This window comes from Xylanibacter rodentium, from assembly GCF_013166575.1.
Lineage (GTDB): Bacteria > Bacteroidota > Bacteroidia > Bacteroidales > Bacteroidaceae > Prevotella > Prevotella rodentium.
In genome coordinates, this window is sequence record NZ_JABKKE010000003.1 from 155295 (window position 1) to 171136 (window position 15842).

The 15842-nt window shown below is 47.6% G+C and carries 9 protein-coding genes; 1 reads left to right on the forward strand and 8 read right to left on the reverse strand.

Annotation, left to right across the window (positions count from 1 at the left end):
- The first annotated feature begins 61 nt into the window (after positions 1-61).
- Entirely contained in the window at positions 62-1288 is a 1227-nt protein-coding gene (pepT, locus tag HPS55_RS03250; RefSeq protein WP_172175956.1) for a peptidase T, read from the forward strand.
- 118 nt (positions 1289-1406) lie between these two features.
- Here pepT and HPS55_RS03255 read toward each other — a convergent pair whose 3' ends face one another.
- The 8 genes from HPS55_RS03255 to HPS55_RS03290 all read right to left on the reverse strand — a co-directional run bounded on the left by HPS55_RS03255 (position 1407) and on the right by HPS55_RS03290 (position 15829).
- Positions 1407-3662 (reverse strand): cation:proton antiporter, encoded by a 2256-nt coding sequence (locus tag HPS55_RS03255; protein WP_172175958.1) that lies wholly within the window; start codon positions 3660-3662, stop codon positions 1407-1409.
- Positions 3663-3708: 46 nt separating this feature from the next.
- Complete coding sequence (locus HPS55_RS03260; protein WP_300966130.1) at positions 3709-6648, reverse strand: putative LPS assembly protein LptD; 2940 nt, start codon at positions 6646-6648, stop codon at positions 3709-3711.
- A gap of 279 nt (positions 6649-6927) precedes the next feature.
- Positions 6928-7464 carry an HD domain-containing protein gene (locus tag HPS55_RS03265; protein ID WP_172175960.1) on the reverse strand — a complete coding sequence of 179 codons (537 nt, stop codon included), beginning with the start codon at positions 7462-7464 and terminating at the stop codon, positions 6928-6930.
- A gap of 893 nt (positions 7465-8357) precedes the next feature.
- Positions 8358-10136, reverse strand: a complete 1779-nt coding sequence (locus HPS55_RS03270; RefSeq protein ID WP_172175962.1) for an oxaloacetate decarboxylase — start codon at positions 10134-10136, stop codon at positions 8358-8360.
- Positions 10137-10411: 275 nt separating this feature from the next.
- Complete coding sequence (locus tag HPS55_RS03275) at positions 10412-12736, reverse strand: DEAD/DEAH box helicase (RefSeq protein WP_172175964.1); 2325 nt, start codon at positions 12734-12736, stop codon at positions 10412-10414.
- A gap of 61 nt (positions 12737-12797) precedes the next feature.
- Positions 12798-13622 carry a WecB/TagA/CpsF family glycosyltransferase gene (locus HPS55_RS03280; RefSeq protein ID WP_172175966.1) on the reverse strand — a complete coding sequence of 275 codons (825 nt, stop codon included), beginning with the start codon at positions 13620-13622 and terminating at the stop codon, positions 12798-12800.
- 11 nt (positions 13623-13633) lie between these two features.
- Positions 13634-14746, reverse strand: a complete 1113-nt coding sequence (locus HPS55_RS03285; RefSeq protein ID WP_172175968.1) for a glycosyltransferase family 4 protein — start codon at positions 14744-14746, stop codon at positions 13634-13636.
- A 6-nt stretch (positions 14747-14752) separates the two neighbouring features.
- Positions 14753-15829, reverse strand: a complete 1077-nt coding sequence (locus HPS55_RS03290) for a glycosyltransferase (RefSeq protein ID WP_172175970.1) — start codon at positions 15827-15829, stop codon at positions 14753-14755.
- Between the last annotated feature and the right edge of the window lie 13 nt (positions 15830-15842).

The following is a 15842-nucleotide window of genomic DNA, read 5'->3' on the forward strand; positions in this document are numbered from 1 at the left end:
GGGATGAGGATGTCCCGGACATGACGATGAAATGAAAAAAATCAAACTATAAAAACAAGATATGGATATTACCGAAAGATTCTTAAACTACACCAAATTCGACACGCAATCGGCTGAGGACAGCAACAGCGTGCCAAGTACGCCGAAACAACTTATATTTGCCGAGTATCTGAAAAAGGAACTTGAGCGCGAGGGACTGGAAGATGTAGAACTGGACGACAAGGGCTACATATATGCCACACTGCCATCGAACGTTAAGGGCAAGGATATACCTACTATAGGTTTTATAAGCCACTACGACACAAGCCCGGACTGCAGCGGTGCCGACATAAAGGCACGCATAGTGGAGAATTACACCGGCGGTGACATCGTACTGTCCGAAGGGATTGTTTCGTCGCCCAAGAAATTTCCCGAACTGCTCGCCCACGTGGGAGAAGACCTTATCGTCACTGACGGCCACACGCTGCTTGGCGCCGACGACAAAGCCGGCATAGCCGAAATAATGCAGGCCATGTGCTGGCTGCGCGACCACAAGGAAGTGAAACATGGAAAGATACGTGTAGCATTCAATCCCGACGAGGAGATAGGCATGGGTGCCCATCATTTCGACGTGGAAAAGTTCGGATGCGAGTGGGCTTACACAATGGATGGAGGTGATGTGGGCGAGCTGGAGTTTGAGAACTTCAACGCCGCAGGAGCCAAAATCACGATAAAGGGTGTCAGTGTGCATCCGGGATACGCCAAGGGGAAGATGGTCAATGCAAGTCGTCTGGCTGCGGAGTTCATCGGAATGCTACCGGCCGACGAGACTCCCGAGACCACCGAAGACTATCAGGGTTTCTATCATCTCACTGGCTTAAAGAGCAACACTGAGGGAGCCATACTGTCGTACATCATCCGCGACCACGACCGCAAGAAGTTCGAGATGCGCAAGGAGTTCATCGGGCTGTGTGTAAAGAAGATGAACGAGAAATACGGCGACGGAACGGTAACAGCCGAAGTGCGCGACCAGTACTACAACATGAAAGAAAAGATTGACCCGTGCATGCACGTCATTGACCTTGTACTGAAAGCCATGCAGGATTGCGGTGTGGCACCGAAAGTAAAACCTATCCGCGGAGGAACGGACGGCGCCCAACTGTCTTTCAAGGGTCTGCCCTGCCCAAACATCTTCGCCGGAGGCGTAAACTTCCATGGACCGTACGAATTTGTAAGCATACAGTCTATGCAGAAAGCAATGGAGGTTGTCATAAGAATTTGCGAACTCACGGCAGAATATAATGACTGAGAAACATAACAATGAAAATCCTCAAAAGTCATCAGACTTTTGAGGATTTTCATTGCTATGGAGTTGGAGTCAAAGAGAGAACCAGGCCTTTGAACTTCACTCGAAACAACATAAGCACTTACAGTCTTGTTATCGCTTCCAGCGACTCCTCCTCACCAACTACCCATATTATATCGCCTTTAGCGAACTTATATTCCGGCTCTATCTGAGAAAGATTTTCCTCGCCCTCTTCTATTCCTACAACAAGACAATTGTATTTGCCGCGGATTCCGCTCTCCTGAAGCGTCTTGCCGATAAAAGGACTGCTACCCGTAATAACAATCTGACGCAGGTTCATTTCCCGTTTTTCAAACTCAGGATCCTCACCATACACCTCTTCTTTAATGGCATGGCTCATATTGGTGAGCTGCCCGTCACTGCCCACCACACGAATCCTGTCACCCGGAAAGATAACGGAACTGCCGTCAGGGATATTGATGCGACGACTGACACGCAGGATGCTGCTCACATGCACACCGAACTTCTGGCGCAGCCCCAGTTCAGCAAGAGTACGTCCGGCCCAAAGCGAATCCAAAGGAACATCGACATCAGCCATATGAATATCACGGTCAAGCAAATGACCTTCGTACAGCGGGCGCTTGCGGCCACGCACCTGTGCCTCGATATCGCGCGAACGCAGATTCTTGACAAACAGACGCTCCAGTCTTATGCTGCTGTGCTTGAGACTGCGCGACAGCACCATGGCAAAGACAAGGGCCACAGCTATGGTTATCATCAGAGCATTGGCAAAGCGGCTCAGATAGTTACATATATAGAAAATGAACGAACAGGCTATGACAACACGCACGAGAATGGTAAAGATAAGGGGCAGATGGTTGAAACGGCTTTCGGCCCAAAGAGCCTTGAACTCCTCACTATGGTTTTTCTTCATCACCATGGCACGCAGGAACGGTGAAATGGCCAGCACTGTAAGGGCGCCGCAGATGAAATTGGCCGTCCAATGCCAGCCAACGAGCAGATGACGGATGAACGGCAGAAAGAACGACAGCATAAGGAATATGACGGCAAGCGACAATATGGAATAGATTACCACATTGACCGCCATCTGCGTTACAAGACTTTTCCACTTGTTCTTCGACGCCGATGTCGACGGATGACTTAGCGTGATATGGTTGAGCACCGATATAAGACGCGACGGCAGATGGCGCTCCATCAGAGCATAGCATGGTGTGGCGGCACGCATCATGTAGGGAGTCAGGAATGTGGTTATAACAGATACTGCCACTACCACCGGATAAAGGAAATCGCCGATGACGCCAAGCGACAGGCCGAGCGAGGCTATGATAAATGCGAACTCACCAATCTGGGCCATCGAAAATCCGCATTTCATGGCTGTCTTGAGCGGCTGTCCGCTAAGCAGATAGCCGAACGAACCGAGCACGGCCTGACCTATCAATATAGTCAGGACAATCGTAACCACCGGCACGGCATATTCAACAAGAATCTTAGGCTCTACAAGCATGCCGACCGAAACGAAGAAGATTGCTCCGAACAGATTCTTGACAGGCTCAACGAGCTTGATGATTTTGTCTGCCTCAACCGTCTCTGCCAGTATACTGCCCATGACAAATGCGCCGAAAGCACTGCTGAAACCGACCTGCGTGGAAATCACCGCCATCAGGCAACACAATCCGAGCGATACGACAAGCAGCGTCTCATCGTTAATCAGCTTGCGCACATTGCGCAACATCATAGGTATAAGGAATATGCCGACAACGAACCATAGTATCAGAAAGAAACCTATGCTGAGCATACTGCGCAGCATCTGACCTCCGTCGGGGCTGGTTCCTCCTGCCACGGCTGCCAACATCACCATCATTACAATAGCCAGAATATCCTCAAGTATGAGCACGCTCATCACCAGACCGGCAAAGCGCTGCTGACGCAACCCGAGGTCGTCAAACGCCTTATATATAATGGTAGTGGAGCTCATGGCAAGCATTCCGCCAAGGAAGATGCAGTCCATCTGTCCCCATCCGAACATCTTTCCGGCCGAGACTCCCAACAGCATCATGCAAAAGATGATGGTACAGGCTGCAATGACCGGGGCCGCCCCCATCTTTATAATCTTCTTGAACGAGAAATCAAGTCCGAGAGAGAATAAAAGGAATATCACACCGATATCGGCCCATGTCTTCACATCGGCACTGTCCATCACAGACATGGTGTACGGCATGTGAGGACTCACGAGAAAGCCGGCAACGATATAACCCAAGACAAGCGGTTGCTTGAGTTTCTTGAAAATAAGAGTAACAGCTCCTGCCACCACCAATATCAAGGCAAGGTCTTTCACAAGTTCAGGTAATTCAGCCATTCTATATTTAATTTATAATATTGATCTATGCTTTCCCCACCGGGGTTCAATACCACTGTACGGCACTGCTATAGCTGCTCCGCTTGTCATATTTAAGGGCATCGGTAAGCGTGGCAGCATTGCATCGGAATGAAAAATTATAACTTGTATACGGTGACAGCACAACCGAGCATGACATGTTGAAACAGTGCAAATCACGCGACAGTGAAGCCGTAGTCATGGATATCTTCTTGTTCTCAAAATCATAACCGGACGAGAAACTGATGTTCCATCCGTCACTCAAACGCACGTTACCACTGAAATTGAGTGTCTGAGTGATTGAATAAGGATAGCGCATCTTATCGTAATTGAACTTACCGCCGGTATTCTCACGCATCGATATTCCATAACCGAAACTCAGTGACCATGGCATGCTGAACGTCATATATCCGTCGTCGTCGGTCTCGGCCTTGCCGGCATTCTCCTTGCGCGCGCCGCGCTGTCCGCGCTGCATGGTCTTGTCTTCGTTGGTCTCGCGGTCGTACTCGTCGTATTCGTCATCGTCGTTGTCCGTATCTTCATCGTTCTTGTTCACCTTCTCGCCACGCAGCCATTTGAAGAAGTTGGCCAGCTTCTTGTTGTCGAGAGTATACGACAGATTCTGCGACATACCCTGAAAACGTCCGAACTTACCCTGACTGTACAGTGTCGTATGGTCGCTCAGACGAGGTCTGCCGTTCTCGTCCAGTTCATAGGCATAAGTGGCAAACACGGCATTCATGTTGAACGTATAGCTCTTTGTGAGCTTCAGACGCAGACGCGTACTCAAATCACTCCAGGGACGTATGTCCGTTGCCATGTTGTACGACATACTTGCTCCAAGCTCGTCTATGAGACTTATCTTCTTCAACCCTGTAGAATCCTTGTCCGAGCGTATCTTCATCTCAAGATTGTTGGATATGTCCATCGAGATGCTTCCCGTCTTTCCGCGTCCCGGCACTCCATACAATCCGTTGGAATAGGGCGAATACTCCACAAGCGACACATTTCCGTCGGCGTCGGTCTTCTGATACGACTCGTAGAATCCGTACCGCCGCGAACTGAAATCAGGCGCATAGCTGAAACTTACCTGCGGTGTGAGGACGTGGCGTATGGCAACAATCTTGTCGCCGAAGAGTTTCTTCCAAGGCACGTACATACCATACAGCTTGGTCGAAGCACTCACTTTCATAGACCAGTTGTAAACGTTGTAGAAACCGTCTATGGTATCTGTCTTCTCGGCCATGGCCGTTTCATCCCACGAACGCATTATCTTCGTAGTATACATACGGTCGGTGAAATTGAACGACGGATTGACGTTAAGATAGCCGAAAAGCGTGAAGTTGCCACTGATAGGTATGGTGTGCTGCATGCCGTTACGCCAGTCGCGCGTAAGACTGGAATGCAGCAGTTTGTCTTCCTTTGTACTTATGGAGTTGCTAAGATGGCCGGTATAGCTCATCGAAATCTTCTCATACCAACGTTCTTTGCCTACCATCTTTTTACGCTTGAACGGATAAAAGCGGCTGATAGATATATTCAGGTCTGGCAATGTCAGTGCAATGGTAGAGTAGCGCATGTTCTGATTAAGGTTCATCGTCGTACTCAGTGTCATGCCGATACTCGAAAACGTGTTTGTCATGCTCACTGACGATGTTCGCGTACTCTGGGTGTAGCTCTGCGGATTGTACATGCTCGTCAGGTTGTTGCGCTCGTAGCTGCTTGTGGCAAAGTTGACACTTGCCGACAGCGTGCGAAACGGATTGGCCTTGGCATCCTGCCGATGGCTCCACTGAATCTTGAAACTCGTCTGCTTGGCATAGTCGGGCATGTTCTTCTCACCGTTGATGGTGTTCTGATAGCTTGCATAGAAACTTCCGCTGAACTTATAACGCTTCCGGTAATTGGATGCAGCCGACAGTCCCCACGACCCCTTGGTATAAATCTCGCCTATGAGTTTGAGGTCCATCTTGTCGTTGATGGCAAAATAGTATCCTCCGTCGCGCAGATAAAATCCGCGCTCCGTCTCGTCACCGTATGTAGGCATGATGAATCCGCTGGAATAGCTCTTCGAGAACGGGAAGAATCCGTATGGTATGGCAAGCGGCAGAGGCACGTCGGCAACCACAAGATATGCCGGACCGAATACAACGTCCTTACCCGGACGCATCTTTCCGCGCGACAGAGCTATATAGAAATCGGGATGAGGCTTGTCGCATGTGGTGTATCGTCCGTGCTGTATGAATATCTCGCCTTTCTCATTGCGCTTCGACAGCTCGCCCGTCATGAATCCGTCTTCCTGCTGTGTATATACATCGTTGATGAGTCCTTTCTTGGTCTTGAAGTTGAAAGCCATCGTGTCGCTCTCATAGGTGTCGTTGCCCATCTTGAATACCGGCAGACCGTACATCTTTCCCAAAGAGTCGCGTGCACCGGTCGCATGTACAAGACTGCTGTCCATGCTCATATATATGCGGTCGCTCTTCAGGTCCATATCCTCATACTCCACATGCGAATCGCCGTAAAGATGGGCCACACCGGTTGCCGCCTCAAACACAAGAGAGTCCTCAGCCGAATATTTCACAGGCGCGTCAATGCCGTTTTTCCGCTTACGATTCATGCTGTCGAAAGCCAGCGAGTCGTCTATGGCCTTGTTGTAACGGTATATGGCCAACTGCATCGAATCCATCTTCGTTGTATCCGGCCCTGTGACAGATTTCTTCGACAAAGAGTCTGCCGTAAGAGTATCGACGGACAATCTGTCACCGTATACAGAATCGATTGATATTGAATATTCTGATATAGAATCTTCCGATGCCGAATCGCTGTCAAACGTATTATCTTTCAAAGCTGTTGAATCGACATTGAAAACGCCCTTCACTCCATTCATGAAAGACGAGAAAGGAACTTCCGCCCAAACAAAAACAAAGGCGAAAAGCATCAAAAATATCAATGTCTTTTTTTTCACGGCTGCAAAATTACTTATAAAATAGTTAAAAACACCCGGCTTTCAAATATTTAACGTTTTCGTCAAGCCAAATGAGCAAAGTGAACTTGTCCAAAGCCTGCCATGGCAAAAGAAACAACGAATGAGTCCAAGGCTGTTGTACTGACAGTTCAAGGCCGTTGTACCGGCAGTTCAAAGCTGTTGTACCGGCAGTTCAAGGCCGTTGTACTGACAGTTCAAAACCACTATACCAACTTGACGACACAGATACAGCCGTATTCAGATGCGCCAGAGCGTCATTCACTCGAACATACCGGCCCACTTCATAAAACGGGATACACCCTCCTGCCCAAACTTTTCAAGACTTTCGGCAGCCTGTTCTACCGTTCGCACACGCTCAAGATGCGATTTTGAAAAGAACTTGTCGGCATAGCATACGACCTGCTCCTCCAACGTTTCGGGCAGAAAATCGCGGTGAGGCAAAGGCAGGCCACGTTCCACGATGGCCTCGCGGGTGATGCCCGTACCGGTATGACGCTCACACACACGGGCATGACGGGCATATCCCTCGCCACGCATAATCTCCGCACCGATAATACCATGACATATATACGGCTCGTCACCGAAACATTCTATACCTGGAGCGTCGGTGCGAAACACGCCTATGTCGTGCAACATTGCCGCCTCTTCCAGAAAAGCGCGGTCGAGACCGAACTCAGGATGGCGGTCGGCTATTGACAAGGCACGGTCGGCCACATCACGGCTGTGGCGCATGAGAATATCACGCAGCAAACTGTCACCGGGATAATACTTGTCTATGATTTTTTGATAGTCCATAAAAAAAATAATATATAGTATTACTGATTATCCAAGTTAGACAACCGAATAAAACTAAATTATCGTCCGGACATATGATGAACGTGCCCTGAATAAATGTGCCCTGTATGAATGCGCCCTGTATGAATGCGCCCTGTATGAACGCGCCCTGTATGAACGCGCCATGCAATGGACACGCCATGAAATGAACGCACCATGAATGAACGCACCATGAATGAACGCACCATGAATGAACGCACCATGAATGAACGCACCATGAATGAACGCACCATGAATGAACACGCCCTGAAATGAACGCGCCCTGAAAGGGCAAGGAGCACATAGCCCGGGGCAGAGCGAAGCGGCACCCCGGGAACAGCACGATTGCACACATTCGCCCTGCAAGGGCAAAAGCATTAACTATCAAATACTTACAATTCTTACCTTCCATACGTTTTTATGCTTTTGCCCTTGCAGGGCGCGGGAATTGTCGATGTTTGATTCCCGGGGTGCCGCTTCGCTCTGCCCCGGGCTATGTGCTCCTTGCCCTTTCAGGGCGCGTCCATTACAGGGCAGGTTCATTCATGGCGTGTTCATCCTATGTCCGGACGATAATTTAGTTTTATTCGGTTGACTAACTAATATTCACTAATATTAAATAAGGTGTGAATCCCCAATACACTTGTCTGATACCGGGAGTAATCACACCTACTTGCTTTACTTCCTGATAAGTTAGAAAGGTATGAATACCCGCAATACACTTGTCTGATACCGGAAGTAATCACACCTTTATCGGTTTCAAAATGATATATACCAACATTTTCGTTTAGCCATATGGGCAGAGTGAAACTTGTCTCAAACTCTGCCATGGAAAGAAAACGCGGGATGAAATCAACCTCTATGCTTCAAAACATTCAGGCCTCCGCCTTGCGCTCAATCCACCCGAGATTGTCGCCACGACGCACCTTGGCGCCCTGCTTGGCACTCACCTCGACTAGCTTACCACCCAACGCAGCGGGAATGGGAACTATCTCGCCCCACTTTGCCTGAATATAACAGAAGATGTCGCCCTCCTTATATTCCTGACCGACAAACGGCTCAAGACAAGGAGTGCATTCGCAATTGCCTGCGAACGTATAGAACACCTGTCCCGCCAAAGGCGCTGTAAGGGCATCGGCCTTGGCATGCTTGAACGCTGCGAGCTGCTCGGGGGTAAGCTGCGAACCCAATCGGGCATCCTTCGCCTTCTGCAGGTCGACCAGGAAGTTCTTCTTGGCCTGTCCGCTCTTGTAGTTGCGATATTGCTCCGGGTGCATGGCCAGTTCAAACAGTTCTTCATCGTCCTGTCCGCAATCCCATCCGTTGTCGGTCATCTCCTTGCGGAACGTATCAAGCGCATCGGGTATGAGCGTGTGCGGGTCGGCATCGGTAAACTCACGTTTCTGCTTGGCAGCCAGCTCACGGAACAGCGGGTCTATCTCACCAGGCACGGTACCGCTCTTGCCAAGAATCATACCCCACATAGAGTCGTCCATCATTACAAATCGGCCCTTGCCCTGTGTCATAGTGAGCAGATTCATCAGCGCGATGTTCTTGACATACTGAGAGAACGGCGTGACAAGTGGCGGATATCCTACACGCGGCCATACATATTCCACTTCCTGAAACAGTTTTACCAGCATGTCGTCCATGGTCAGCTCGGGCTCGCCCTTGCCCTTCAGTATTCCGTTGATTACGTTGCGTATGCCGCCAAGGTCGGCCATCATCGAGCCCATCATACCGCCTGGCAGTCCACAACCGAGCAATAGTGACGACATATGCTTGTTGGCGGGATTGATGAAGTACCCCAGCCAATCATCGATGAACTCCTGTGTCAGCGTGCGGGCCTGCATATATGCGTTCATGTTTATATCGGGCACGTCGAAGCCCTCGTTCTTCAGCATGCTCTGTACGGAAATGATATCCGGATGCACCTTGCCCCACGACAGCGGCTCGATGGCTGTATCGATAATGTCGGCACCGTTGTTGCACACTTCGAGGATACTGGCCATTGACAGGCCGGGGCCGGAATGGCCGTGATACTGTATGATGATGTCGGGATGCTTGGTCTTGATAGCCTTGGTCAGGGCTCCGAGCATAGCAGGCTGACCTATTCCGGCCATATCCTTCAAGCATATTTCCTGTGCTCCGGCTGATATAAGTTTGTCGGCAATGTCGGCGTAATACTCCACCGTGTGTACGGGCGAAGTGGTGATGCAGAGCGTGGCCTGCGGGGTCATGCCGGCCTCAAGAGCCCACTTGATACTGGGGATGATGTTACGAACATCGTTGAGACCGCAGAATATACGTGTGATGTCAGTTCCCTGTGCATGCTTCACCTTATACATCAGACGGCGGACATCGTCGGGCACCGGGTACATGCGCAAGGCATTGAGACCGCGGTCGAGCATGTGGGTCTTGATGCCGGCCTCATTGAACGGACGGCAGAATGCTCTCACAGCTTCATTCGGATTCTCACCGGCCAGCAAATTGACTTGTTCGAAGGCTCCACCGTTTGTTTCAACACGGGCAAAACACCCCATGTCTATTATTACGGGAGCGATGCGCTCCAACTGATCTTTACGTGGCTGGAACTTACCTGAAGACTGCCACATGTCCCGATAAACGAGACTGAACTGGATTTTCTTTTTCATATCGTTTTAACCTTTTTCATTTAAAAGTAAGGGCACCGGAACCCGTTATACCGATACGTAATATTATTAAACTTTGTTTTATTTAGCGACAAAGGTAATATAAAAAAATAAGATATAAGTTAGTCAACAAAAATAATTCTGCAAATCATCTAAATTAATTTTGTTGACCAACTTAGATATAAGAAAGCTGTCAAAATCAAAAGAATCGCCCGAAGGTCGGATACAATAACCTTCGGGCGATTCTTTTGATTCGGATAATACTCTATATCACTTTGTCACAACTCCACATGGAACGTCTTTCCTGTAACAGACGTAAGCAATGCCTTTCCGTTGTTTTCGATGGAAACATCCGAATATCTCGGCTCTACAATCACCGTACCGTCTATGGTAATGACACCCCATTGACTGTAATTCTTCTCCACGGCACAATATCTTCCCACCGGTGGCTTCACGCTACGGTAGATAGGCGGAACTGTAATGCGTTCTCCCACTTTCAGTCCCCACTTCAAACCGGATTTAAAGGGTATGGCATTATCCGTATCGTTCAAGACAACCCGCCTGTTTTTTTCTTTATCCGCTTCAATGATTGGTTTTCCGCTGTTTGCCGATTCTGCCAGACGCTTTATTTCTTTCCGGCATAAATCATCATCCCGCCCGGATTCCCTGTCACCGATATACGTTTTACCTCTCCCCTCCTCCACATGATAGAACTTTCCTTTCGTGTCTTCTACGATTATACTTCCATCAGCCAAACATTGATACAACCAATAAAAACTGTCATTGTCACCTTCTATCAGACATGCGTAACGCCACCGGTTGCCGGAAGGATTGTCATTGTTGCCGAATACGGGAATAGTGACTTGATAATCAAAAATTGACAAATAGAACCTGTGCCACACAATAAAATACTCATCAACGTTCTGATTGTTTACATATACTGTTCTTGTCCGGCTATAATATATGTTTCCTGTTCTCAACAGCTCGATATTGCCATACCGTTTTATTTTCGGCATTCTGTCGTATGTCTGCATACTGAACAGGTCGATATAATACTCTTTGTTGTCCGATGTGGCGACAAGCAGAAACCTGTTTTTCAGAAACTTCATTGTTCTGCAGTGTCTTTCTTGCCAAAGAATCTCACCGGAGTCATTGACAAGACCACAACTTTTATCACAGAACCTCACTGCGGCCATATCATATCTGATGTCGAAAACTGTGACATACCGGGCTTCCGTCAAGTTCTTTCTGCCGCGTTTCAATCCCCAAAGTCCGGTTCCAACGTCCTGCCATGCTTTCAATTCAGACACCCTTACTTCCGGTTTTCGGGAAAACTCGTCCTGCCGCCTGCACAAAGCCTCCAGTAACATATCGTGAGAAACAATCTGTTCCATTTCATCCAGCACAGCCTGCTTCTGTGTCTGCAAACCGGCCAGGCCTAAGGCCGTTAACGAATTTCTCATACGACAGCTCTTTCCGGCAATGACTCCACGAAACATATCCTCCCAATTCCACTCAACCGTAGGAAGACCGAACACACGATACAGTCCGACATTGTCTATCAGCACACACGACACCTTGCCCTCCGATTTTCTCAGTCCGCGCCCCACCTGCTGCAGATACTTGGATAGCGAAAGCGTAGGGCGTGCCATCTGTACGAACTCCACGTCCGGACAGTCGAAACCTTCGGAGAACACATCCACATTTACAAGCACCTTCACCTTGCCTTCCTTAAAGTCATCTACCATACGCTTGCGCACGGCGGCCGGTGTCTTGCTGTCGATGGCCACGCTGCTTATACCTTTATTATTATAAAAGACGGCGATACTGCGGGCATGGTCTATACTGATGGCATAGACAATACCTTTCATACCGCCGGCATATTTCATGACGCTTTCGTACAACAGCCCGATACTCTGCTGTCTGTTCAGTGTCGCATTCATCTCCTTTGTCTGATAATCGCCGTCAGCACCGCGCTTCTCCAATGAATCAATCAGCCGCTGGGCCCGGCTGTCGGGACGGATGGACACATAATCGAAAGCAGACAGACGGCCCTTACGAATAAACTCAGCTATGCTCCACGAACATATCAGTGTGTCAAACAGACCGGTAAATCCGATATGGTTCATCCTGCACGGCGTGGCCGTCAGTCCCAGAAACTTGGCTTCAGGATACTTGCTCCACAGTTCCTTATAGCTGACGGCAATGGAATGGTGAGCCTCGTCGATGATGACAAACGAAGGTTTTCCGCCGACATCATCCCAATGTCGCACAAGCCACTGTATGGACATAGCCCTGACCTTGCCGGCATTACCGTCTATGCCATACCGCTCCATCGTTTCCTCTATCTGTGCGACAAGTTCACGACGGTGGGCCACAATCCATATCTGACCGCCATCACATTCCGACCGGTCACTTCCTGTTTCATGACATAAAGACACATCACCCCTATCTTCATTGTAGGTGAGGCTTTTTACCACACTCGCCAGCACGTGCGTTTTGCCGGTTCCCGTAGGCATCTGCATCATCACGCTGCGTTGGGTGCGCCATGATTCAAAAAGACGTGATATGATATCTGTCTGATAGTCGTACAGACAAACCATTAGATTAAGATAAGGTAACTTGAAAAACAGAATCCGCCTTCTCCATGAACGGAGGTTATAATTACCTTGGAGAAGATACAGGATGAGCCCTTGCTTCCTTCATAATATTCCAAAGAAACAGAGCATTGCCTATAAGATACCGTCGCCACATCCGCCGCGGCTCTTTCAACAGACGATACAGCCATTCCAAAGAATGCTCCTGCCACCACAAAGGTGCACGCTTGTACGTGCCGGCAAAGAAATCGAATACTGCACCGATAGTGCCCACATGGCAGCGGATATTCAACCTGTCCCAATTGGCATATGCCCACTTCTCCTGCTTCGGCGCCGTCATCCCTATCCAAAGCAAATCGGGGTCGGCATCATTGATGGCACTGATGATGGCTTTGTTATCCTCGTCACTGAACTCAGGCTTGTAGGGAGGCGAATAGGTCACGACTTCCCACTGGGGATATACCTCGGACATGCGTTTGCGGATGAACGAAAGAACCTTTTCCGAAGATCCCATGAACATAACTCGACGCCTTCCATTTTTCAAACCTCCAGACTCGATCCCAGATTCACATGTGGTTCCCCTTGGTTCACACACGGTTCCCTCCCCCTTGGGGGAGCCGGAGGGGGCCCTCATCTCATACTCGAACAGGTCCCAACCGGCAACGCGTTCCGTCGGCCGCGAATTCGCCTTAAGCCAACGGCAGGCTTTAACTATGCTCGCACCGTCGGGAATAAGATAATCGCCATTCTGCAACGCCTCGGCAAAAAGAACGTCTTTCTGTGCCGTGTTATAGGAATGTGCGTTTATTGTGTTTATAAGAATTTTGCCGGGAGGGATGTGTGACAAAGCATCGAGACTTTCAATGATGGAAAGATTTTTTAGTTGTAACATGTTGGTATGATTTATTTGTAAACCATCAGTAAATTTTCAAATATATCTTTCATTCTATTCTCAAATATCTCTAGCGTAAACCGCTCCTCAAATCTTTTTCTCGCAGAAACTCCAACTTGCGCAATCAACAGAGGATTATTTATCAGTTGTTCAATCTTATATGCCAGTTGTTCACTATTCCGTTTATCTACAACAAATCCGGTCTTACCCTCTTCTATGATATCCGGAATACCGCCTTCACATGTACTGATACAGGCTACACTATGCTGCATCGCCTCCAAAAGAACAAGTGGGAAACATTCATTGGAATAATATGTAGGAAAGACAAACAGATCTGATTTCTGCCAGAATATTTCTTTTTCATTACCATATTTACGACCATGATATACCACTAAACCATTCAATCCACGACTCTCTATCTCATCAGAAAAACATCGGGTGTCCATCTCTGCCGTCTCTCCTCCGACAAAATCACAAACGAAACGACATCCCTTTTCTCTCAATATTTTCAAAGCATCCAAGAGAACCTGCACACCCTTGCTTTCCAAAAGATTGGAAAGGAACAACAGACGCGGAACTTCATTATTCTTATCAGCGACAGCATTCAGATACAATGTATCAGGAATACCATTGGGACATATATATACATCGTCGCTACTAACATATTTGGCTACATCATCATACAAAGGTTCCGCCAGCAATATGACCTTCAAACCATTGAAAAAACGCCTGTACAGAAAATCATCAAAACGTCTGTCCTGCCGAGTTGCAACTCCCTTATTATGATAATGCACAACAACTTTACATCCCATACATTTCAGCATCTGCACCACAATAAAATCCTTGTAGAATGCACCGCCACAAGCATTAGGCGTGACATATACAAATTCTGGACGCAATCTCTTGACTTCCTTATGGATATGCTGTAACAATCCGACAAACTGTCTCAGTTTTCGCAATCCTATTCTACCTATATCCGAAAGGTCACGAGCTGTCGTTAGATTGATATAATGACAATCGAACGCATCGTTTATCACACTGCTGTCATGGATGTATTTGCCCACCATAGAAGCCCCATGGACGGGCGGAGGAAGATGGAGGATGAAAATGATTGTTGGGTTCATATTAAACTAAACTATACGCATATAAATATTTTCATAATCATGCTGCATCTTTTCTATTGAAAAATTCTCTTTTGCAAAAGCATATGCCATATCCGCATATTTTTTATAATGATTATTGTGCTCAAGTGCCAATATCAACTTGATAAAATCATCTACATTGTTGTTTTCCACTTTCAATGGCCAGTAATCCGGCAATGTGTCTTTTAATCCCGGACATTTGTTAATTATAGAGGGCGTATGTGCCAGACTTGCTTCAATAGGCATCAGGGCCAATCCCTCGTGATTGGACGGCATAAACAAATAATCAAACGAGCCTATATAATGATTTAGACCGAAAATTTTGTCATACAAGGAGACATTATCAAAAACCGACAAAGATTGACTTACCTTCTCTTTCATTGACCCATTTCCTACAACATGGAAATGGTATTTTGCATTGTTTCCAAAAGCCGTTATCACGGCAATAAGCTGATCTATCCCCTTCTGATATTCAAGTCTGCCAGCAAACAATATGTTTATCTTGTTCTTGACGATATTCTCAAATGGCTTTTGCAATACCTTCTGTAAACCATTGAATATAATCGGTGGAGATTCCTCATAATTATTCTTATAACAGGTTTGTGTTGATTCGCTAATAGCAATATTTGCATGTTTCAGCTTAAAAAACCTCTCCACCCTATCACCTATTCCGGGCCATCTATTCCACAATTCCGTATTATGAATAGTCCGCACATATTTAATATGTGGAAATAACCACCTGAACATTCTATGCCATAGATATATCCCGAGATCTGGAATTTCCGTATGCGTATGTATCACATCCGGTTTCCATTTCAATGCCAAATATATAAACAAAAACGGGAAACAAATAATACCCACCTTGTTGTTTTTAATACATGAACGATGATAATGGATATGAGATTCACCTAATTCTTTTATAAATGCGTCACTGAATTCCCCTTCTCCACGCACCACCTCAACAAGATGATACTCTATGCCCTGTGTCTTTGACTTGGCTATATTTACAGCAACGCGTTCAGCCCCACCTACATCAAAATGGGTTATTACATGAAAAACACGCATGATTGGAAGAATT